The organism is Pseudomonas sp. UTLPPB19802, from assembly GCF_059730225.1.
Genome location: NZ_AP048545.1, coordinates 3998154 through 4018917, shown reverse-complemented (window position 1 = coordinate 4018917; position 20764 = coordinate 3998154). Strand labels below are relative to the sequence as shown.

16 protein-coding genes are annotated in these 20764 nt (G+C 64.7%); 8 read left to right on the top strand and 8 right to left on the bottom strand.

Features of this window, described 5'->3' with window-relative positions; all coding sequences use genetic code 11:
• Window positions 1–99: 99 nt before the first annotated feature.
• Together AC6I6U_RS17835 and AC6I6U_RS17830 are read right to left on the bottom strand one after the other, a co-directional pair.
• Window positions 100–1176, bottom strand: coding sequence for a diguanylate cyclase domain-containing protein (locus AC6I6U_RS17835; RefSeq protein ID WP_497877354.1), 1077 nt, complete (start codon window positions 1174–1176; stop codon window positions 100–102).
• A 91-nt stretch (window positions 1177–1267) separates the two neighbouring features.
• Window positions 1268–2176: an NAD(P)/FAD-dependent oxidoreductase gene (locus tag AC6I6U_RS17830; protein WP_497877353.1), complete on the bottom strand. Its 909-nt coding sequence runs from the start codon at window positions 2174–2176 to the stop codon at window positions 1268–1270.
• A 140-nt stretch (window positions 2177–2316) separates the two neighbouring features.
• On the opposite strand from AC6I6U_RS17830, the gene AC6I6U_RS17825 reads away from it, so the two are divergent.
• Together AC6I6U_RS17825 and AC6I6U_RS17820 are read left to right on the top strand one after the other, a co-directional pair.
• Window positions 2317–2802 (top strand): Rrf2 family transcriptional regulator, encoded by a 486-nt coding sequence (locus AC6I6U_RS17825; protein WP_497877352.1) that lies wholly within the window; start codon window positions 2317–2319, stop codon window positions 2800–2802.
• The gene (locus AC6I6U_RS17820; RefSeq protein WP_497877351.1) at window positions 2799–3143 is read left to right on the top strand and encodes an FKBP-type peptidyl-prolyl cis-trans isomerase; all 345 of its coding nucleotides are present in this window, start codon (window positions 2799–2801) and stop codon (window positions 3141–3143) included. The genes AC6I6U_RS17825 and AC6I6U_RS17820 overlap by 4 nt, the downstream gene beginning before the upstream one ends.
• A 4-nt stretch (window positions 3144–3147) precedes the next feature.
• On the opposite strand, the gene AC6I6U_RS17815 is transcribed toward AC6I6U_RS17820, so the two are convergent.
• Entirely contained in the window at window positions 3148–3603 is a 456-nt protein-coding gene (locus tag AC6I6U_RS17815) for a GNAT family N-acetyltransferase (RefSeq protein ID WP_497877350.1), read from the bottom strand.
• 139 nt (window positions 3604–3742) lie between these two features.
• Here AC6I6U_RS17815 and AC6I6U_RS17810 point away from each other — a divergent pair, with 139 nt between their 5' ends.
• Window positions 3743–4582, top strand: a complete 840-nt coding sequence (locus tag AC6I6U_RS17810; RefSeq protein ID WP_497877349.1) for an NAD-dependent protein deacetylase — start codon at window positions 3743–3745, stop codon at window positions 4580–4582.
• A gap of 24 nt (window positions 4583–4606) precedes the next feature.
• On the opposite strand, the gene AC6I6U_RS17805 is transcribed toward AC6I6U_RS17810, so the two are convergent.
• Window positions 4607–5305, bottom strand: a complete 699-nt coding sequence (locus AC6I6U_RS17805; RefSeq protein WP_497877348.1) for a glutathione S-transferase N-terminal domain-containing protein — start codon at window positions 5303–5305, stop codon at window positions 4607–4609.
• A gap of 121 nt (window positions 5306–5426) precedes the next feature.
• Between AC6I6U_RS17805 and AC6I6U_RS17800 the strand changes: the two genes are divergently transcribed.
• Window positions 5427–5651 carry a YgdI/YgdR family lipoprotein gene (locus AC6I6U_RS17800; protein ID WP_497877347.1) on the top strand — a complete coding sequence of 75 codons (225 nt, stop codon included), beginning with the start codon at window positions 5427–5429 and terminating at the stop codon, window positions 5649–5651.
• 44 nt (window positions 5652–5695) lie between these two features.
• Here AC6I6U_RS17800 and AC6I6U_RS17795 read toward each other — a convergent pair whose 3' ends face one another.
• Genes AC6I6U_RS17795 through lexA form a run of 4 tightly spaced genes read right to left on the bottom strand, consistent with a single transcriptional unit; the run spans window position 5696 to window position 11436 of the window.
• Window positions 5696–8776, bottom strand: coding sequence for an error-prone DNA polymerase (locus AC6I6U_RS17795; protein ID WP_497877346.1), 3081 nt, complete (start codon window positions 8774–8776; stop codon window positions 5696–5698).
• A complete protein-coding gene (locus tag AC6I6U_RS17790; protein ID WP_497877345.1) occupies window positions 8773–10191 on the bottom strand; it encodes a Y-family DNA polymerase in 1419 nt (472 codons plus the stop codon). The genes AC6I6U_RS17795 and AC6I6U_RS17790 overlap by 4 nt, the downstream gene beginning before the upstream one ends.
• A gap of 7 nt (window positions 10192–10198) precedes the next feature.
• Entirely contained in the window at window positions 10199–10816 is a 618-nt protein-coding gene (gene imuA, locus AC6I6U_RS17785; RefSeq protein WP_497877344.1) for a translesion DNA synthesis-associated protein ImuA, read from the bottom strand.
• Window positions 10816–11436, bottom strand: coding sequence for a transcriptional repressor LexA (gene lexA, locus AC6I6U_RS17780; protein WP_497877343.1), 621 nt, complete (start codon window positions 11434–11436; stop codon window positions 10816–10818). Before lexA ends, imuA begins: the two co-directional genes overlap by 1 nt.
• Window positions 11437–11860: 424 nt before the next feature.
• Here lexA and AC6I6U_RS17775 point away from each other — a divergent pair, with 424 nt between their 5' ends.
• The 4 genes from AC6I6U_RS17775 to AC6I6U_RS17760 all read left to right on the top strand — a co-directional run bounded on the left by AC6I6U_RS17775 (window position 11861) and on the right by AC6I6U_RS17760 (window position 20761).
• On the top strand, window positions 11861–12997 hold the full coding sequence (locus tag AC6I6U_RS17775; protein WP_497877342.1) for an aKG-HExxH-type peptide beta-hydroxylase: 1137 nt from the start codon (window positions 11861–11863) through the stop codon (window positions 12995–12997).
• 99 nt (window positions 12998–13096) lie between these two features.
• Complete coding sequence (locus AC6I6U_RS17770) at window positions 13097–18721, top strand: dermonecrotic toxin domain-containing protein (RefSeq protein WP_497877341.1); 5625 nt, start codon at window positions 13097–13099, stop codon at window positions 18719–18721.
• Window positions 18722–18926: 205 nt separating this feature from the next.
• Window positions 18927–20129 carry an MFS transporter gene (locus tag AC6I6U_RS17765; RefSeq protein ID WP_497877340.1) on the top strand — a complete coding sequence of 401 codons (1203 nt, stop codon included), beginning with the start codon at window positions 18927–18929 and terminating at the stop codon, window positions 20127–20129.
• A gap of 44 nt (window positions 20130–20173) precedes the next feature.
• Complete coding sequence (locus AC6I6U_RS17760; protein WP_497877339.1) at window positions 20174–20761, top strand: NUDIX domain-containing protein; 588 nt, start codon at window positions 20174–20176, stop codon at window positions 20759–20761.
• Window positions 20762–20764 lie beyond the last annotated feature (3 nt).

Sequence of the window (20764 nt, the reverse complement as noted above, 5' to 3'; positions counted from 1 at the left end):
GTAGACCACCACAATACTCTATTCGAGCAGGAATTCGCAGCCTGGACGATGTGCATGTCCTACATGCGTTTATGCGTGTTCCCCGAGACCGAGCAGTACTCAGTCGATATTGGCCGTCAGCGCCGTCGACCGGCCGAGGCGGTACTGGTTGTTGCCGCTGCGCTTGGCATCGTACATCGCCAGGTCGGCGATATGGATCAGGGTGTCCATGCTGACGGCATGATCGGGGAAAACCGCGACACCGAGGCTGGAACCGATGCGAACCGGCTGGGTATCGAGACTGATCGGTACCGAGAGTTCGATCAGCACCTTCCCGCACAGGCGGTGAATTTCTTCCGACAGGCCGATCCCCTGCTGCGCCAGGCCCTCGAAAATCAGCACGAACTCGTCGCCACCGATACGGGCCACGGTGTCGGAGACCCGCATCAGGTTCCTCAGGCGGCCTGCGGTAGCGATCAGGATCTGGTCGCCAGCGGCATGCCCATGGGCATCGTTGATGTCCTTGAAGCCGTTCAGGTCGAGAAACACCAGGACCACCCGCGTTCCGCTGTCGCGCGCACGTTCCAGGGCCCTGGACAGCCGCTCCTCCAGCACCAGGCGGTTGGGCAAGCCGGTCAGGGCATCGTTATGGGCCAGGGTGTGCAACTGGCTGGCCCAGGCCTTTTCCTCGGTGATATCGCGGACCACGCCCATCATCTTGATCACCGAGTCATGGACGTTCTTCACCACGTTGCCGGTCTCGCGCAGCCAGTGGATGCTGCCATCCGGCCAGATCACCCGGTATTCCTCGTCGTGGTTCTCGCCGGTCTCGATGCAGCGCAACTCGCCAGCGCGCACCTTGGCCCGGTCATCAGGGTGCACACTGGCGCAAAACAGCTCGTAGGACGGCACGACCTCGTCGACCTTGTAGCCGAACATGCCATAGATGGCTTCCGACCAATAGAGCTTCTCGGTATCGACGTCCCAGTCCCAGGTACCGATGCGAGCGAAGTATTGGCTGCGCCGGAACCGCTCGGCATCGTCGCCGGTTTCGCCGCGACGGTTGCACTCGCTCAATTGATGCAACAGCACCCGGCACTCGGCCAGCTCGCGACGAGCCAGGCGCTCGCGCCACCACAGCACGACAATCAGGGTGGCCATCGGCACGGCGACAAGCGCCTCGATCCACCCGCTCATCCGTGAAAACCAGTCGACTTGAACATGGGCACGCAAAAGGTCAATAACCAGCGACCATCTTAATCCATGCCAAAGATGTGCCTATAGCTTTTTAATGGCTATGGGACTCGGCAATCAACGACTGGTGCACACCAAAACCGGCCATGACGCCGGCTGCCGAAGCCAGCGTCGCGTTGTGCATGGGGCTGGCGGCATCGCCTGCGGCAAACACTCCCGGCACCGTGGTTTCCTTGCGCGCGTCCACCCGCAGATAGGGTCCGTTCGGTCCTTCCTCGAATTCGCAGCCCAATTGCTCGGCCAACGGACTGGCCATGTGCGTTCGAGGCCCGGTGAACAGCGCCTGTACTTCGACCCGCCGGCCATCACTCAAGCGCACGGCGTCGAGTTGCGGGGCCACGCCCAACAGTTCGACCACGGGCGTGCGCTCGATTCGTACCCCCCTCGCCTGCAGGTGCGCCAGTTGCTCGGCATCGGGTTCGAACAGACCCTGGGTGAAGTACACCGTAGGGCCCCAATCCGGGATCATGCCGGCCTGGTGCGCGGAAAGTGGCATGGTCGCCAACACGCCCAAGGCCTGGTCACGCACTTCATAACCATGGCAATACGGACAATGCAGCACCGTATCGCCCCAGCGCTCGCGCAGGCCGGGAATCGCCGGCAATTCGTCACGCAGGCCGGTGGCCAGGACCAGTCGGGCAGCCAGCTCTTCCCGGCCATCGGCGAGTATCACGGAAAATCCGACCTCGGCCCGGCGAGCAGAAACGACCTCCCCCTGCACAAACTCGACGGTCGGATAGCGCAGCAACTGGCGCAACGCCTCTTCGCGGATAGCCAGGGGCGGCTGGCCGTCCTGCCCGAGAAAACCATGGGAATGCGCCGCGAACCGGTTGCGTGGCAGGCCCGAATCGACCAACAGCACCCGCTGCCGGGCACGAGCCAACTGCATGGCAGCCGACAAGCCGGCAAAACTGGCCCCCACCACCACTACGAAATGAGACATGGGCAGAACTCCTCGTGGATTGAACTCACGAAACTTTATAAGTTACGTAATACTGCTTCGTCAACTCCCGTAACTTTTCTTGTTACGGGTAATCGATTTTGCTATATCTGCACCCTGTTCTTTCACCCGCGAAACGCCCCATGCGCAATGACAACCGCCTCTCCCGCATGCTGCACGTGCTGATCCACATGGATCGGCATGACCAGCGCGCCACCTCCGAAACCATCGCGCAGATGTTGCGCACCAACCCGGTGGTAGTCCGCCGGACCATGGCCGGGCTGCGCGAACACGGCTACGTGCATTCGGAAAAAGGCCACGGCGGCGGCTGGAGCCTGACCCGCCCCTTGAGCGAAATCACCCTGCTCGATATCCACCGCGCCCTGGGTGCGCCCGAAGTGTTCACCATGGGCCTCGCCCGTGAAGAGCCACAGTGCCTGGTGGAACAGGCGGTCAACGCTCGCCTGACCGACGTCCTGCAGGAAGCCGAAGCCCTGCTGCTCAGCCGCCTGGGGCAAGTGACCCTGGCCGAACTGGCCAGCGATTTCGACCGACGCATGGCGCAGATGCAGGTGGAAAACCCCGACCTGGAAATCATTCATGGGGTGCCAACCCTGGAGAAGTCATGACAGATACTGAACTGCAGGTCACCGACCTGCTCGAAGGCGACGGCAAGGCCGTGGTCAAGGGTGCGTTGATCACCACCCAATACCGCGGCACGCTCGCCGACGGCAGCGAGTTCGACTCGTCCTACAGCCGCGGCAAGCCGTTCCAGTGCGTGATCGGCACCGGCCGGGTGATCAAGGGCTGGGATATCGGCCTGATGGGCATGAAGGTTGGCGGCAAGCGCCGGCTGTCCGTACCGGCACACTTGGCCTATGGCGAGCGCGGCATGGGCTCGCGCGTTGCGCCCGGTGCCGACCTGACATTCGAGATCGAGTTGCTGGAAGTGCTGACCCGCGACGATTGAGCCGTCAGGCGCTCAGGCTTAGTTGCATGACGATGGTGCGCTCTTCACCGTGCCAGGCGTCCCGCACGGCCTCGAAACCCAGCCGCGCATAGAAGCCTTCGGCGGTCACCGTCGAAGGCACCTTCAGCAGACCGACACCCGCCTGCCGGGCCAATCTGATCACTTCAAGCAACAGCGCCCGGCCAACACCACTGCCCTGGGCCTGCGGCGCCACGAACACGCTGCGCACCACATCGCCATCCAGGCTGGCGGTGCCGATGACCCGCTCCCCTGCCAGTGCCACCAGCATGCTCCGAATGCCCATCAGGCTGCGCACGTCCTGCGGGCCGAAGCTCTGCTCGACACGGTCGATCACTGCGGCTGAATAGTCCTGGGCATTGCTGCTGCGCAGCGCCTGGATGATCACCTCGCTGATGGCCTCGGCATCTTCGTCACGGGCCAGGCGAATGCTGTACATCATGGGGCCGACCTCGGGAATCCACTCACGGGAGGGACTATCCTATGCATCGCGTCGCGCCCGCAAGGGCAAGCTTGTTGTACGGGAAACCCTGCGGCTATCCTTGGGCTGCCGCCAGCTTTTCGATCCCGGAGAGAACCCCATGTCCGACCCGCAAGTCGACCGTGCCCTGGAAACCCTCCTGCCGCTGATGGCCGAGCAGCCCTTCCTGGTGTTGACCGGCGCCGGCATCAGCACCGCCTCCGGCATCCCGGACTACCGCGACAGTGCCGGTATACGCCGGGGCAACGCGCCCATGATGATCCAGGAATTCCTCGGTTCACCTCAGGCCCGCCGTCGCTATTGGGCGCGGGCCATGCTCGGCTGGCCGCGGGTACGCCAGGCCCGACCGAATGCCGCTCACCAGGCATTGGCCCACCTGCAGGCACGCCAGCGCCTGGGCGGCCTGATCACCCAGAATGTCGACACCCTGCATGAACAGGCCGGCAGCCAGGATGTGATCGAGCTGCATGGCAGCCTGCACAAGGTGCTGTGCCTGGATTGCGGTATCCGCCTGAAGCGCGATGCCGTGCAGCGCGCACTGGAAACACGGAACGCCTACCTGCTGGAGGTCGAGGCGATGCAGGCGCCCGATGGCGACACCCTGCTCGACAGCCACTTCGAGTCGGACTTCCAGGTGCCCTGCTGCCCCCGCTGCCAGGGCGAGCGGCTTAAACCCGATGTGGTGTTCTTCGGCGAGAACGTCGCCCCGCTGACTGCCAGCCGGGCCATGGCCGGTGCCGAGCAGGCGGCAGGACTGTTGGTGATCGGCTCGTCGCTGATGGCCTATTCGGCTTTTCGCCTGTGCAAGCGCGTGGCCGAACGCGGCAAGCCGCTGATCGCCATCAACCTGGGCAAGACTCGCGCCGATGAGCTGCTGGACTTCAAGTTCGAAGCCTCCTGCGAGCAATTGTTGCCGCTGCTCGCCGAACGCCTGGGCTGATCGGCCCAGGCTTCGAACCTCGACTCAACCCGGAATGGTCAACCCCTTGATCACCGCCGGCCGGGCAAGGAATGCCTCCAGCGCACGAGTGACATGCGGGAAGTCCTGAATGCCCACCAGGTCGCCGGCCTCGTAGAAGCCGATCAGGTTGCGGATCCACGGGAAGGTGGCGATATCGGCGATGCTGTAGTCATCGCCCATGATCCAGCGGCGGTTTTCCAGGCGCTGGTTGAGTACACCCAGCAGCCGCTTGCTTTCGGCGACATAACGATCACGTGGTCGCTTGTCCTCGTAGTCCTTGCCGGCGAATTTGTTGAAAAAGCCGAGCTGGCCGAACATCGGCCCGATCCCGCCCATCTGGAACATCAGCCACTGGAGGGTTTCGTAACGGCTGGCCGGGTCCGTGCCGATGAAACGGCCGGTCTTCTCGGCGAGGTAGACGAGGATCGCACCGGACTCGAACAGCGGCAGCGGCTGGCCGCCCGGACCATTCGGGTCGATAATTGCCGGGATCTTGTTGTTGGGGTTCAGCGACATGAACTCGGGGGTCAACTGGTCGTTGGTGGCGAAGCTGACCAGGTGCGGCTCATAGGGCAGGCCCAACTCTTCGAGCAGGATCGAGACCTTGACACCGTTGGGGGTCGGCAACGAATACAACTGGATGCGGTCTGGATGTTGGGCAGGCCATTTTTGCGTGATGGCGAACGACGAAAGATCGGTCATGAAAAGCTTCCGGCTGGCGACTGGGAACAACAATCGCCCCGATTATAAGCACAGCCGACGAACACGCTCACCCCGTTTGGTTGGGTAGTTTGCGCGATGAACACTGAACCTGGAGATACCCATGATGCTGAGAACCCTGAGCCGGCCACTGCTGACCGTGGCCTTCCTGACGCTGGCCGGCTGCTCGACGCCCACGGTGGTGACCTTGCAGGACGGCACCCAGTACCTGACCAAGGACATGCCGAAGACCTACAGTTCCGATGGTTTCTATGAGTTCCAGGATATTTCCGGGAAGGTGGTGCGAGTCAAGGCGTCCGAGGTGGCGACGGTCAAGGCTGAAGACTGAATGTGGCGCTTTCGCGGATGAGTCCGCGAAGGCGTCGGTGAGTATCAGCGGAAATCCCGGCTGCGTACGGTGATGTCCGCCAACATCGGGCTCAGGTCGCTCAGGCGCCCGGCTATCACGTGCCGCACTTCGCCCTCGGTTTCCACGCGCCCATCCACCCTCAAGAGTTGCGACCCTACCAGCACCTGGCGTTGGCGCTCTGCGAGGTCACGCCAGACCACTACGTTGATGTTGCCGAACTCGTCTTCCAGGGTGACGAAGGTCACCCCGCTGGCCGTACCCGGACGCTGGCGACCGGTGACCAGGCCGACGATGCTCACCGGCCGCCCATGTGCCAGATCCAGCAACTCCCGTGAACTGCGGCAACGCAAGGCGCGCAGTTGTCCACGCAGCAAGGCCAGCGGATGCGGACCGAGAGTCGTACCCAAACTGGCATAGTCGGCCTGCAGGTCCTCGCCGACACTCGGTCGCGGCAAGGCCACCTCGGCCTCAGTCTCCCGCGACAAGCCGGCGAACAGGCCCAGTTGCCGATCCACCCCGGCTACTTCCCAGCGGGCCCGATAACGATTGCCCGCCAGGCCGCGCAAGGCACCGGCGTCCGCCAGCAGCTCGCGGGCGCGACCATCGAGCTGCGCCCGGTCGATCAGGTCGGCAATATCGGCAAAGTCCCGCCGCTGCCTCGCCGCCTCGATCTGCCGGGCATCCTCCTCGCGAAACCCGCGAATCATCCGCAACCCCATGCGCAGGGCCGGCTGCGGACCGTCGTCCGGCTCCAGGCTACAATCCCAGGTGCTGGCACGAACATCCACCGGGCGTATGCGTAGCCGATGACGACGGGCATCCTGGAGGATCTGGTCCGGGCTGTAGAAACCCATCGGCCAACTGTTGATCAGCGCACAGGCGAACGCCGCCGGTTCGTGGCACTTGAGCCAGCAACTGGCGTAGGTCAGCAGGGCAAAACTGGCGGCATGGGACTCGGGAAACCCGTAGCTGCCAAAGCCCTTGATCTGTTCGAAGATCTGCACGGCGAATTCAGGCTCGTAGCCGCGTGCCGCCATGCCCTCGGCCAGCCGCTTGCGATGGGGCTCGAGTCCACCATGGCGCTTCCAGGCCGCCATGGAGCGACGCAACTGGTCGGCCTCGCCCGGCGTATACCCGGCCGCGACCACCGCAATCTGCATCACCTGTTCCTGGAACAGCGGCACGCCCAGGGTCCGCTCCAGAACCTCCTTGAGCGCCTTGGATGGGTAGGTCTCAGGCTCCTTCTTATCCCGGCGACGCAGGTACGGATGCACCATGCCGCCCTGGATCGGTCCCGGCCGGACGATCGCCACCTCGATCACCAGGTCATAGAAGTTCTTCGGCTTGAGCCGCGGCAGCATCGACATCTGCGCCCGCGACTCGATCTGGAACACCCCGACGGTATCGGCCCGGCCGATCATCTCGTAGGTCGCCGCGTCATCCGCCGGGATGCTCGCCAGTGTCCAGCGCGGGCCGCCGCGATACTGCTGCACCAGGTCGAAACAGCGGCGCAAGGCGCTGAGCATGCCCAGGGCCAGGACATCGACCTTGAGCAGGCCGACCTTGTCCAGATCGTCCTTGTCCCACTGGATGATCGTCCGCTCGGCCATGCTGGCGTTTTCCACTGGCACCAGCGTATCCAGGGGCTGCTCGGAAATCACGAAACCGCCCGGATGCTGGGACAGGTGCCGGGGAAAACCGATCAGTTGCCGGGTCAACCCCAACACCCGACGCAATACCGGGCTGTCGGGGTCGAAACCGTTTTCCCGCAATCGCTCGGCCGAAGGCGGCTCGTCGCTCCAGCGGCCGCAGGCATCGGCCAGGGCATTGATCTGGTCCGGCGGCAATCCCAGTGCCTTGGCCACATCCCTTACCGCCCCGGCACCATGATAGGTACTGACTACCGCGGTCAGCGCTGCCCGCCCCCGGCCATAACGACGAAAGACATATTGCAGCACCTCCTCGCGGCGCTCATGCTCGAAGTCGACATCGATATCCGGCGGCTCGTTGCGCTCACGGGACAGGAAGCGCTCGAACAGCATGCTGGTGCGATCCGGGTTCAGTTCGGTAATGCCCAGGGCGTAGCAGACCACCGAGTTCGCCGCCGAGCCGCGGCCCTGGCAGAGAATGTCCTGGCTACGGGCAAAGCGGACGATGTCCTGCACGGTCAAAAAGTAGCTGTCGTAGTCCAGGTCGGCGATCAGCTTCAGTTCCATCTCGATCAGATCGCGGACCCGCTGGCTGGTTCCCTCGGGCCAACGTCGGCAAATGCCTTCCTCCGTCAGTTGACGCAACCAGGAGGCCGGCGTCTGCCCTTGCGGGACCAACTCGCGCGGGTACTGGTAATTCAACTGGTCGAGCGTAAAGCGACAGCGCCGGGCAATCACCAAAGTCTCGGCCAACAAGGCTGGCGGATAGATGCCATGCAGCACATCAAGATTGCGCAGATGCCGCTCACCATTGGCAAACAACTGCTGCCCGGCATCGGCCACGCGCACATGCAGGCGGATGGCGGTCATGGTGTCCTGCAGGGCACGGCGCCCGCGAACATGCATATGTACATCGCCGCTGGCCACGACAGGGATCGCCAGCATCGCGGCCAAGGCCAGCAGGCGCGCCAGACGGCCCTCGTCGTCCTGGCCGCAATGCAGCTCCACGGCCAGCCAAAGCCGTTCGGGAAAGCGTTCGCGCAACCAGTGGCCATCGGCCTCGACGAGATCCGGCGTTGGCAGCCACAACGCCAGAAGCCCTGGCAGATCCTGCTCGAAGTCCTCGCGCAGCAGTTGGTAGCGGCCCTTTTGTGCCCGACGCCGGGCCTGGGTGATCAGCCGGCAGAGCCCCTGGTAACCCGGCAGGTCTTCCACCAGCAAGACCACCCGAGGACCATTTTCGATCTGCATCTCACTGCCGATGATCAATGGCAGGCCGGTGTCCTGCGCCGCCTGCCAGGCCCGGACAATGCCGGCCAGGGTGCACTCGTCGGTGATCGCCAGGGCCTGGTAGCCCTGCTCGCGGGCCCGCTCGAACAGTTCCTGGGCACTGGAGGCGCCACGCTGGAAGCTGAAGTTCGACAGGCAATGCAGCTCGGCATATTCGCCAGTCATGCAAACCAGCCCTGCAGCAGCAGCGGGCCGCCCTCACCCGCCGGACGATAGGCCCAGGCCTGCCGGCCGCCACGAGTCTCGACCCGATAATAGTCGCGGCGCACATCCGCGCCATCCCACCAGCCCGATTCGATACGCTCCGGCCCCAACAAGATTCGTGCGGCCTGCTCCGGCAGCGGCAGCGGCTCCTTGAGCAACCAGCCCGGGCGCAGCGGCCCGGCTTCAGCCAGCGGTCCCGGCGTGCTGGCCGACTGTGGTTGCCAAGCGCATTCGGGCCGGTGATCGGCCTGGAAGCACAAACCCTGCACCGCCTCGTCGCCCAGCCGGGCGCGCAGGCGTTCGCGCAGCTGTTCCCAAGGCAAGGACTGTTGCGGGCGCTCATCGAAGAGTTCGCGATGCTGCGGGACGAAGGCCGGCAGGTCCTCGGCCTCCAGACGAAAGCCGCGCACCGCCGAGGCCACCTGGACCTGTTCCAGGCGGCCTCGGGCCAATTCGAAAAGCATCGCCGGATCACGCTCGGCGCTGAGCAGGCCAACCTTGATCAACGTATCGGCCCCCTCGACATGCTCCAGCAGCAGGTCGAAACGCTGCACGCCGCTGTCGCGGCCACAGAGAAACGCCGCCAGGTCGCCGGTCAAGCGGCGTAGGGGAAACAGCAAGGCCTGGTGGGACGTCACGTCGAAATTCAACTCGATCCGCGTAGCGAAGCGATCCGGTGGCAGATAGAACGCCAGGGCCAGCGGTCGCTCGCCCAGCAGGGTATCGACATGTTTGAGCAGCGACGCCTCGAAGCGCCGGGCCAGGCTATGCCGGGGCAGCGCCAGTACCTGCTGCAAGGTCCGCAGGCCCATGCGCGACAGTGCCCTGGCCGCCTCCTTCTCCAGGCCGACCCGGTCGATGGGCATCTGCCCCAGGGCCTGTCGCAGGTCGGCATCGTCGGCCAGGGCCAGGCCGTCGTAGGCATTGGCCAGCGCCCGAGCCGCCGCCGGATGCGGCGCCACCACGATCCGATGGCGAAACCCCAGTTCGTCGAGTTCCTGGCGCAGACGCGCCTCCAACTGCGGCCAGGGACCGAACAGACCCAGGCTGGACTCGATCTCGAACAGCAGGGCCCGCGGATAACGCAGGCTGACCTGGGAACTGAAACGGTAGGCCCAGGCGGCGAGCAACTGCTGCCATTGCTCGATTTCGGCAGGATCGTACTCGGCCGTGGCGAAGGCCTTGGTCAGGGCATGGGCGGCGGTCAGCGATTGTCCGGGGCGCAGGCCCAGGGCGCGCGCCGAGGCATTCACCGCCTGCAGCACCCGCCGTTGTGGTGAACCGCTCAGCAGCGCCAGCGGCGCATCGGGTTCGGGGACACGACGCAACACCCCGTCCAGCGCCAATTGCGGGAATACAATGCAGACCCAGCGCATACCAACCTCAATGCCCCGCGCCGAAGGCGATCGGTGCCGGATAGGCCAGGCCACCGCGACACTTGAGCACCCGCAATTGCGCAGGCCAGCCATCGATGGCGATCCGCAGGGACGCCGGCGACGGGTTGCGCGCTTCCTCCTGCGGGCGATAGGCGAACGCCAGGGTCTGGCCGCTTTCCGCCGCCACCTGCAGGCGTCGCAGTGCGCGGTCATCGGCCTGCTGCGGCCAGCACAGCACGGCCCCGCAACTGCCCGAGCGCAGGCATTGCTCGGCCGCCCACAGGGCATCGCGGGGCGCGGCCTGGATCACCGACAACTGCCGCAGGTCCACGCCGGCACCCAGCCAGGCCTGGGGGTAAGGCACATGGGGCGGCGCCACCAGTACGATCCGCTCACCGCTGGCCGACAGGCGCGCCAGGGTCGGCCAGACCAACTGCAACTCGCCTACGCCCTCCCCGGCAATAAGGATTTCCGTCAGCGCCGACTCCGGCCAGCCACCACCCGGCAGCACCGCATCCAGCCGGGCATGCCCGGTCGATGGCAGGCGGCTGACCGGAACTGCTGGCCGGCCCTTCCAGACCCGCCGCTCATCCAGCAGCGAGTCGAGCGCAACCACGGCGCCCATCAACCTTGCCTCACCAGGCCGCAGAACACCCCTTCGATGGCCAGTTCCTGGTGTTCAGGGTCGACGACAATCGGAGCGTAGGCCGGGTTGCGGGCCAGCAGGCGGATACCTGTCGCATTGCGTTCGAAACGTTTGATGGTGACTTCGCCGTCGAGCCGGGCAACGACGATCTGGCCGTTGCGCACGTCGACGTTGCGCCGCACTGCCACCAGGTCGCCGTCGAGGATGCCGTCACCGATCATCGAATCACCCTGGACCCGCAGCAGGAAATCCGGTGTGCGGGAAAACAGCGCCGGATCGAGCCACAGGCGCTCGTGAACCTGCGCATCGACATCGATCGGCCGGCCAGCGGCCACTCGCCCCAGCAGCGGGATTTCCAGCAAGGCCGGACGCGCCGGCTGGTTGAGCAGGCGGATACCCCGGGCCTGATGGGCGTTGACCTCGATGAAACCGGCTTCGGCCAGTGCAACCACGTGCTTGCGCGCCACGCTGCGCGAGGCGAAACCAAAGGCCTCGGCGATCTCGGCGAGGCTCGGGGGCTGGCCGCGGTCCGCGATACGGTCGCGGATGAAGGTCAGGATGGCGGTACGGCGGGGAGTCAGATTCGTCATGGAGTACATTTGTACTCCTGTGGGATTTTCCTGACAAGAGCCGTCAGTCGATCCCTGGTCACGGCGCCTTCGCGGCGCCTCGCCCCGGTATCAGGCCCTGCTCGCCGAGCAGATAAAAACGGTTGGAACGGAAATAACTTACACACTTATCGCACGAACTTTAGAAAGTAAGAAAACTCCTTACAGCCACCCACAAAAATAACAAAACTCCAAGTTTAAAAAATCAAAAACAATATTGAAAATTACAACTCAGCCGTTATATTCAGAAACCGCCCCGCATCGCCGGGGCCCGCCACAAGCACCGGAAAACGCCGCCCCGCCGAATTCAAAAACGCTAAAAGAGGCGCACGGGGCACAAAAGAAAACGGCAGGCCAAGTCCCGCAAACGGACTTCTTTCCAACATTGAAAACTTGCCCACGGAGACTTACCAGCATGCACCCGTGCCATCCGGCTGAACTCGATGACCTGTTCCAACACAATACATTCCTGCCCGACTCGACCCCGGACCGTTTCAACCGTTTGCTGGACCATGTCAGCCAGCATCGCTACACCACCCTGGCCGCCCTGTATGCCGAAGCCTATCGGCTGTTTCCCGGTGACGATGGACTCGGCGAGTTCTTTGCCAGCACGGCCCAACTGATCCTGCTGCCCATCGCCCAGCGTCAAGCAATCATCAACGAGCCGGTGTTTCAGATCTGGGCTCGCCGATCCGTGCAACTGACCCATGCCATCCTCGACGGCAGCCAGTCGGATCTTTCGCACCTGCAGGGCAGCCTGCGGGAGTTGCCGGCGCTCCTGCAGCGGATCGCCCGCGCGAACGCCGAACATCGGCAGGTCGATTGCCCTCCGGTACGACGCTTCGATATCGACCCGCTGCTCGTCGCCGTACTCGCGCCCAGCTACACGTTCCCGGCAGACGAAGCCACCCGCCAGGACATCCAGAACAGCGGCTATTCCCTGGAGTTTTTCAGCGATGTGCTGAATGTCGCCCTGTCGCGTATCGCCATGGCCTGGCCTGGCTGCCACAGGCAGTTCCAGCAGTTGGTCAGGCTTGTCTGCTACCTGCCGGACGGCCACTTCCACAGCGGTTCGGCCGTGCGCCATGGCGGTGCGATCCTGCTGTCGGCCAGGGAGCACTCGCTACTGGACGTCGAAGAATCACTGGTGCGTGAAACCGCTCACCAGTTGTTTTACTACATCGAGGAAATCGCCCCTCTGATCGACCCCCAGGCCGATGGGGAACGCCTGTACTTCCTGCCCTGGTCGAACCGACCCTGCGACCTGTCGACGTACTTCCAGAACTTCCTGGCCCAACTGATGCGGGCCAAGTACCTGGAGCGTGTGCGTCAGCGGCCGGCCAACGAAATGCAGCGCATCGAGGAGCGCCTGGCGTTCATCCTGCGTGGCCTGGGCCGTGCCTTGCCGACACTGACCGGCAACGCCGAGCTGACCCCTCGGGGCCGGGTCCTGCTGGACAACCTGGCCGAGGCGGTGCAGGCCATGGAGCGCCATCACGCCAGGCTGCTGGACAGCCCCGACGGCGTGCACGACCTGAACCTGGCGGTCTGAACCCGGCGTCCGGTGCCGCCCTGCCCAGCATTAACTACCGCCTCCCGCCCTGAGCTTGCGTGCTGAATGGCAACCTTCACGCAACGAAGGACCTTGCACATGAGCCACTCAACGCCCTCGAACGATCCGCCCGCCGACGCCAGCGCACCGCTGTCGCCGGACGATGCCATCAAGCACTTTCTCGCCGACCTGCCCGCCGAAACCGCCCGCCGCATCCGCCTGGCCAGCGGTATCGACAGCCCCGCCTTGCGCACCGCCTACCGCGAGTCCCGACAGGTGCCGGCGCTCCTGCTCGATACCCGCCAGCGCTTCGAACTGGAGCAGGAGATCGAGGACTTCCTCGACACGCTGAGCCGTCCCGCCTCGGCCGAACCCGCCGTGACGACACTGTCCTGGCAGTTGCATCTGTTCGGCCTGGACCTGCTCTGGCCAAAGACGAGTGTGCTGCAAGTCTACGACGTCCCCGAAGGCGAGGCGGCCGCCGAGTACGGCCCCGACCTCTCGCCCGAGCTGCCCAGGGTGCGTATCAGCCGCGCCCTGGTCCTGGAGGGCCGCCTCTGGAGCAGCGTTCTGCAACAGTTGAGCCCGACCGAGCGCGAATCGCTGCTGGGCGGGCAGTACTCCACCCCCGATGCCCAGCTGTCGGCACTCAGCCGCAAGGCCGTCGTCGTCCTGTCCAGTCACCGTGAAGACCTGTTCGACCGTCTCTACGCCTTCAGGCAACAGTCGCGTGATCCGCTGGTGAACCTGCTGCGCAACCGGCTCCCCCGGCTGTCGCAGTCGGCGGCCCGCGAACTGCTGGCCAACTCGAGCGCGCATGACCGGCAATCACTGACCCTGTCGGAAGGCGAACCGAGCGAAGCCCAGACCCGTGATGCCCACTGGTACCTGCAGGAGGAACGCCTGAGCCGGGCCCATGAGGGCCTGTTCCTGGAGAGTCGGCAACGTAACGAGGACACCTGCCGACTGATGCTGCACCTGCTCGCCACCCTGCCGGGCTGGCCGGGTGCGGTGCGCCTGGAGCTGCGTGAACGCACGCCGGACGGCGCCCTGCTGGCCAGTGCCGGCAAGCCAGGTGCCACACAGACCCACCTCATACTGCGCCGCGATGGCGGCTTCATCCTGCACCCGGCCCCAGGGCAGGCGCAAGCGCTGCAGCCCGACCTGCCCGCGGTCCTGGCGACCCTGCCGGACAGCCTGCGTACCCCGCTCGGCCTGACGGACCGCCAGGCCGTCCAGCACCTCCTACGCCAGCAGGCGCCCATCTCGCGTGCCCATCTGCGTGCCCTGCTGGGGATCCCCCCCCTGGAACCGGCACAACGTCTTTCCGATAGCAACGGCTACCTGCAGGACTCACCTGGCAGTTTCGTCGGCCCCGACCAACTCGCCCAGCGCCAGCGGGAAACCTTCGATGCCTTGGCCGCCACCAATGAACGCACCTTGGCGCTGACCCGCCAGCAACCGAATTTCCGCTGGTTCGCCGCCCTGCTCCTGAGCCGGCAACTGTCACGGGACTTCCCCCAGGCCGCCTCGACGGATCCCGACGCCATCTGCCTCAACGTCTATGAGCAAAGCCTCTACTGGCCCCTGTCGGACAACGGCGAACGCGGTGAGCAGGTCCGCTATCGCGGCGTCACGCAGTCGCGGACGTTGACGGAGGTCTTTACCGAGCACCTGGCCGGCAATACCCAAACGTTCGACCCGGCCTCCAGCGGCCTCTACGCCAGCGCCACGGCGGCCGACGACACAGAGCAACTCAGCGGCCTGGACCTCGGGCGCCTGGAAAAAACCCTGGAGGCCGCGGGCCTGGGCTTCGACACGCGCTTCACCGAAGCCGTGAACAGTTTCTGGACCAGCGCCGCGCCGTTGTTGCAGGAAAACCTGCGGACCCAGATTCGCCTGGAAGCGAAGTTGCGCGAGCTGGACCTGAGCCTGGATGAAAGCAACCGCCAGGATCTGGAGCGGGTACTGGAATATCCCCGGCATGAGTTGCGTCGAAAACACTACCCCATCGGCGGGCCGGTCTACGTCTACCGAATTGTCCTGAAACCGTCCGACCTGGTGCTGCAGGGTTGCCTGGTCATCACCCGCAGCCCCACCGAAGACACCTACAAGATACCGGCGCTGCTCTATCAGGTCGGTCGCGGCCTGGAACAGTTCCCGACGTTGCAGGCCCTGACCACCCACCTGACCCTGCGCCTGTCGGACAAGCCCGAGCGCGAGTCGCTGCTCGACCTGCTGGCGCAGCGACAGCGCACCTGGAGCCCGCCGAAGGCGACCGATGACCGCGCACCGTTCAGCTATGCGCTCGAACAGGACGATCCCTTCGAGCGTCTGGTGGACGGCTTGCGCGCCAAGCAGAAAGACGACTTCGCCGATGCCTGGCGCTTCGCCCGAGGCGCGCCGGGGCTGTACAACGATGTCGGCGAGTTCGCCAAGCAACTGGACAGCGCCGCCAGCCTGACCCGGCTGCTGGATATCGTCCCGGCCCTCCAGCGGCGCAATCGCGACCTGATGTTCAGCGACCTGCTCACTCGCCTCCACGGCATCAGCCCGGACGAACAGCACCGTCTGGCCACCTTGTGGCGGCCGACCCTGGAGGCCACCCCCGTCCCCTCCTCGCTCAGCAGCCTGCCGGCGCTCAAGGACCACGCCCGCGACCTGCTCAAGACGCACCTGCAACAGCACTATCCGCAGATCCAGCTGGCCCCTGACGACATCCTGGTGCATGTCACCCACACCACCTACCACCTGAGCCCCGCCTGGCAAAGCCAGCCCGCGCTTTCGCGAGTCCACCCGCGCAGCCTGTCGCTGACGGCCCTCGCGCTGGAAAACATCCAGGGCACGCGCCTGGGCGAAACGACCCATTTCAAGGCCGAAATCAACAACCCGAGCGGCACCACCGTCAGTCTTTCAAACGCACAGGTGAAAGCGATCGTCCGCGCCGTGGATGCACCCGGCAGCTACAAGCAGCGGCTCGAACAGAAACTGCTCGGCACGGACCAGGCCGCGCTGCGCAGCACCTGGCTCGAAGGCCAGCGCGCACGGATGAAACTGCAGGCCTATATCGCCCGCCTGAGCGGGGACTTCCTCGATGCCAGGGACAGCGACCTGGAACGCGGCTACCGGCACATCGAACACCTGCTCGAGCATCCGTCGGCGCAGGGGCGTCCATCGCTGGATGGCTACAAGATCCAGGCCAACTACCTGATGCTCGGCGGCACGGATGGGGCACGCAACGGCGTGAGTATCGACGAAGTCGTCATCATCACCAGCGACGACCCCGCCGGCCGCCTGCTGCTCTACGCGCCACAGGCCCATGACGGCAAGGACTGGCGCGAGCTGGCGGACAACGCAGCGCTCGAAGCGCTGTTGCGCGAGCAGGACTGGAAGCACTACTGCATCGCCCGGGCCGCCCGGAACGAACAGTGGGACCCGGCCCAGTTGTTCGCCCGTCAATTCCCGCTGGTCCGCTGCTTCCCCATTGACGGCGACCTGTTCACCACGCTCTACGACGCCCGTGCCCGGCACCTGATCAGCAGCGTGGAATACCTCGGGGCCAGCAACCAACGGGTGGACAGTGAGGCACTCTGGTACTGGATCAACGTCAGTTGGCGCTTCGCCGCCGAACTGCTCCTCGGCATCGCCGCCCTGCCCCTCAGCCTGCCGGTCTATCTACTGCGGGGGCTGTACGGCCTGGGCAATGTCGGCCAGGCACTCGCCCTGGGGCATCACCAGGAAGCCGTCGATGCACTGCTCCAGACCCTCACCGACGCGGCGGCACCGCTGCCCCTGCAAGCGTTCAAGCCACTGTTGCGGCAGATACGACCACTTGCCAGCATCCGGGTTTCCCGCCTGGTCAAGACTCGCCGCCCCAGCCAGGACAGCCTGCGTCAACCGTTGTTGAGTGCAGAACCTTCGACGGCCACCTCGCTCAGGTCCCTGGCCGCCGAACTCAAGGATTATGAAATCGGCACCGTGCCGGAGCTGAACTACTACCGCGACGGGCTGTTCGTCGACCGCACGGCGCGCATGAACCACTACGTGAAACTGGAGGGCAAGTGGTACCGCACCGGTGCCCGTGGCGGCAAGCGCTACCTGCTCAAGGAACACACCTGGACGGAAGATATCGAACTGGTGCAGGTCGGCAAGCAATGGCAGCCGCTGCCCAAGGGCCGTCTGCTGGGCGGCGCGCCCGAACCGGTCGGTACCGCGCGCTATGAAGTCGATGCCAGCCACCGCGGGACGATCGACGATATCATTCGTACCATCACCCGAAGGCTCGATCCGGGCTGGCACATTGTGGATGCGACGGAACTGCAGCGCCAGGCGTCCGCCCATCTGCACGAGGCCTCACATCGGTTGATTGACGATGCCGAGGCGTTCTTCGCCGAGAAACCGGCACCCGTGGCCAAGACCCTGCCACCGGACCTGCTGGAGGCCGGGCTGGCGACCCACCTGCTCGAACGCGGCTATCGCAACGGCAATGGCATCGTTCTCGGTGCGCCCTTTCATGCCAAGGGTGGTCGCAAGTTCCTGATCGACAACATGCGCGCGCTCGCCCTGGAACATCAGGTCAAGACCCTGTACCTGGAAAACCTGCTGAGCGATTTCGACCAGGTGCATCTCAACGAATTCCACCGCACCGGTGTCATGCCCCAACGCCTGAGAACTGCACTGACGCAACAGGATCTCGCTCAAGGCATCGACCCGCAGAGCCCGCACACCCTGTACGAACTGTTGAGCAGCGCGCAACGGCATGGCATTCGCGTGCAGGCGATCGACTGCGCCACGAGCTACCGCCAGGGCCTGCGCAGCTACAACCCGAATCGGGCCATTACCCTGAAATACTATGCCCGGCAGGTCATCAATACCGACCAGTTGCAGCAGGGACCGCACCGCTGGATCGCCCTCGTGCAGGACTCACACGCCAGCGCCCTACAGGGCGAAACAGGCCTGGCCGACCTGCTGGGGGCCGTCAACTTGCGGGTCGCCGATACCGGTGGGCTTCCCTCGCCGTTTCGCATCCTGCGTGATACGGGAGAGTTCACCCAAGGCCAGTTCGTGCGTGACATACAGCTGGTGCAGGCCGATGCCAAGCTGGAAGTGAACGTATCAACCCAGCCATTGACGCAGGCGCCGAAGCCCCACAGGGGCCTGCTGCTGCGGCCCAAGGATTTCCTGATCGAACAGCAAGGCGACCAGTACACGATCGTCCACCGGCCGCTCTATTTTCTGGGCGGCCACTCACTGATCCCGGAGGAGATACCAGTGACGCGAAGCGCCCTTGTCGACAGCGCAGGACGCCCCTACGAGGTGTTTCATATCGAAACCCTGACGAACATCGACATCCGTGGGGTCAAGTACCGAAGCATCGAGGACCTGATCTGGGGACTCAGGCAAGGTGGCATGAGGCAAGTGGTCGAACTCAACGATGTCACCTACCTGCGCCAGCCCAGGCTCGACACCCATCCCAAGCTGAATCGTGCCGGCATGTTCATTATCGAAAAGACGCCGCAGGGCAGTGTGCTGATCAATCGCTCCCGCGATCGTTCCCTGGCCACCACGGCCATCCGCACCACCCCGGACACGGGCAAGGTCTATATCGTTCATCAACGCTGGGGATTCAGCGAAGCGCAGTTGTTCGACAGCATCGATGACCTGAGCCAGGCGCTGGTCCAGAAGGTCGGCCTGGTGCGCCTGGTCGAGTCCACCGACCTCTGACGCAGGCCACCCTGGTGGCGCGGGCGATGAACCGATCGCCCGCGCCCTGGACAGTGACGATGGGCTGCGGCGCGACCGGACCGTCACGTCCCTTGCGCCGCCGAACATCAACGCGACTGATAGCGACTATGCCTGTCACCCTCTTACGCGGCGGCGCCGGAATCTCTAGACTCGCCTGCCCGCCCCGTTCCAGAGCCTGCCCGCCATGTCGACCCACCCTCATTCAACCCCCGTGATGACCCGCGCCCTGGTGATGCTGTTCGCCTTTTGCTGCGGCGCCATCGTCGCCAATATCTACTACGCCCAGCCGATCATCGAACTGATCGCCCCGGACCTGGGCATCTCCACCCACAGCGCCAGCCTGATCGTCTCCCTGACCCAGATCGGCTACGCCCTGGGGCTGTTCTTCCTGGTGCCGCTGGGTGACCTGCTGGAAAATCGCAAGCTGATGCTCGCCACCGTGGTGGTCTCGACCCTCAGCCTGGTGGCCGCCGGCCTGTCCCGACAGCCCGGGGTGTTCCTGGTGGTGTCGCTGCTGATCGGTTTCAGCTCGGTATCGGTGCAGATCCTGATTCCCCTGGCTGCGCACCTGGCGCCCGAGGAGTCCCGCGGGCGAGTGGTCGGCGGGATCATGGGCGGCCTGCTGCTCGGTATCCTGCTGGCCCGGCCATTGTCCAGCGTGGTCGCCGACTACTTCGGCTGGCGCACGGTGTTCATCGCCGCCGCCGTGCTGATGCTGTTCATCATGCTGGTGATCCTGACCACCATGCCCAAGCGCCAGCCCAGCCACAGCGCCACCTACGGGCAACTGCTCGGTTCGCTGGGCAAGCTGTTTCGCGACCAGCCGGTGCTGCGCCAGCGCGCCTGGTACCAGGGCCTGATGTTCGCCACCTTCAGTCTGTTCTGGACCGCCGTGCCGCTGGAGCTGTCGCGGGTTCATGGCCTGTCGCAGTCGCAGATCGCCCTGTTCGCCCTGGTCGGCGCGATGGGTGCCCTTGCCGCTCCATTGGCCGGGCGCCTGGCGGATGCCGGGCATACCCACCGCACTTCCCTGCTGGCGATGCTGCTGGCGACCCTGAGCTTCACCCCGGCGCTGATTCATCCGGCCTACAGCGTGATCGGCCTGGCGGTGACCGGTGTACTGCTGGACTTCGCGGTGCAGATGAACATGGTGCTCGGCCAGCGCTCGGTCTATGCCCTCGACGCAGCCAGTCGTGGCCGACTGAATGCGCTGTACATGACCAGCATCTTCATCGGCGGCGCCATCGGTTCGGCGGTGGCCAGCAGCCTGTACGAGCAAGGCGGCTGGGCGGCGATCATGGCCCTGGGCAGCGCCTTGCCGCTGGTGGCGCTGGTGAGTTTCCTGGTGGTTGCCGGACGGCAGAAACGTTCGGTTGCAGTAGCCTGAACAGGCAGTATGATCTGCGCTTTGCCCACCACAAGGCGTGGATCATGACCGCTACGAAAGACCGGGTTCGCATCGTCGACAGCACCGTCCTCTCGGACGACTGGTACCTGCTGAAGAAAACCACCTTCGACTTCCTGCGCAGCGACGGCACCTGGCAACGCCAGAGCCGCGAGACCTACGACCGCGGCAATGGCGCGACCATCCTGCTGTTCAACCGGGAAAAACGCAGCGTGGTGCTGACCCGCCAGTTCCGTTTCCCGGTCTTCGTCAACGGTCACGACGGCATGCTGGTGGAAGCGGCTGCCGGCCTGCTGGAAAACGCTTCCCCCGAGGACCGGATTCGCGCAGAGGCCGAGGAGGAAACCGGTTACCGGGTACAAAACGTACAGAAGATCTTCGAAGCCTTCATGAGCCCAGGCTCGGTCACCGAGAAACTGCACTTCTTCCTCGGTGAATACGACAGCGACAGCAAGGTCAGCCACGGTGGCGGGCTGGAGGCCGAGGGCGAGGACCTGGAGGTCCTCGAACTGTCCCTGGAGGATGCGCTGCAAGCCGTGCGGCGCGGGGACATCGTCGATGCCAAGACCATCATGCTGTTGCAGTACGTGGCCTTGAACAACACCCTCGACTGATTC

Coding starts and splice junctions, on each gene's coding strand:
- imuA (WP_497877344.1), bottom strand. CDS start 10,816: ATGGGCGCCGTGGTTGCGCTCGACTCGCTGCTGGATGAGCGGCGGGTC.
- AC6I6U_RS17805 (WP_497877348.1), bottom strand. CDS start 5,305: ATGACCGATCTTTCGTCGTTCGCCATCACGCAAAAATGGCCTGCCCAA.
- AC6I6U_RS17760 (WP_497877339.1), top strand. CDS start 20,174: ATGACCGCTACGAAAGACCGGGTTCGCATCGTCGACAGCACCGTCCTC.
- AC6I6U_RS17795 (WP_497877346.1), bottom strand. CDS start 8,776: ATGACTGGCGAATATGCCGAGCTGCATTGCCTGTCGAACTTCAGCTTC.
- AC6I6U_RS17825 (WP_497877352.1), top strand. CDS start 2,317: ATGCGCAATGACAACCGCCTCTCCCGCATGCTGCACGTGCTGATCCAC.
- AC6I6U_RS17810 (WP_497877349.1), top strand. CDS start 3,743: ATGTCCGACCCGCAAGTCGACCGTGCCCTGGAAACCCTCCTGCCGCTG.
- AC6I6U_RS17770 (WP_497877341.1), top strand. CDS start 13,097: ATGAGCCACTCAACGCCCTCGAACGATCCGCCCGCCGACGCCAGCGCA.
- AC6I6U_RS17800 (WP_497877347.1), top strand. CDS start 5,427: ATGATGCTGAGAACCCTGAGCCGGCCACTGCTGACCGTGGCCTTCCTG.
- AC6I6U_RS17820 (WP_497877351.1), top strand. CDS start 2,799: ATGACAGATACTGAACTGCAGGTCACCGACCTGCTCGAAGGCGACGGC.
- lexA (WP_497877343.1), bottom strand. CDS start 11,436: ATGTACTCCATGACGAATCTGACTCCCCGCCGTACCGCCATCCTGACC.
- AC6I6U_RS17790 (WP_497877345.1), bottom strand. CDS start 10,191: ATGCGCTGGGTCTGCATTGTATTCCCGCAATTGGCGCTGGACGGGGTG.
- AC6I6U_RS17835 (WP_497877354.1), bottom strand. CDS start 1,176: ATGAGCGGGTGGATCGAGGCGCTTGTCGCCGTGCCGATGGCCACCCTG.
- AC6I6U_RS17765 (WP_497877340.1), top strand. CDS start 18,927: ATGTCGACCCACCCTCATTCAACCCCCGTGATGACCCGCGCCCTGGTG.
- AC6I6U_RS17775 (WP_497877342.1), top strand. CDS start 11,861: ATGCACCCGTGCCATCCGGCTGAACTCGATGACCTGTTCCAACACAAT.
- AC6I6U_RS17830 (WP_497877353.1), bottom strand. CDS start 2,176: ATGTCTCATTTCGTAGTGGTGGTGGGGGCCAGTTTTGCCGGCTTGTCG.
- AC6I6U_RS17815 (WP_497877350.1), bottom strand. CDS start 3,603: ATGATGTACAGCATTCGCCTGGCCCGTGACGAAGATGCCGAGGCCATC.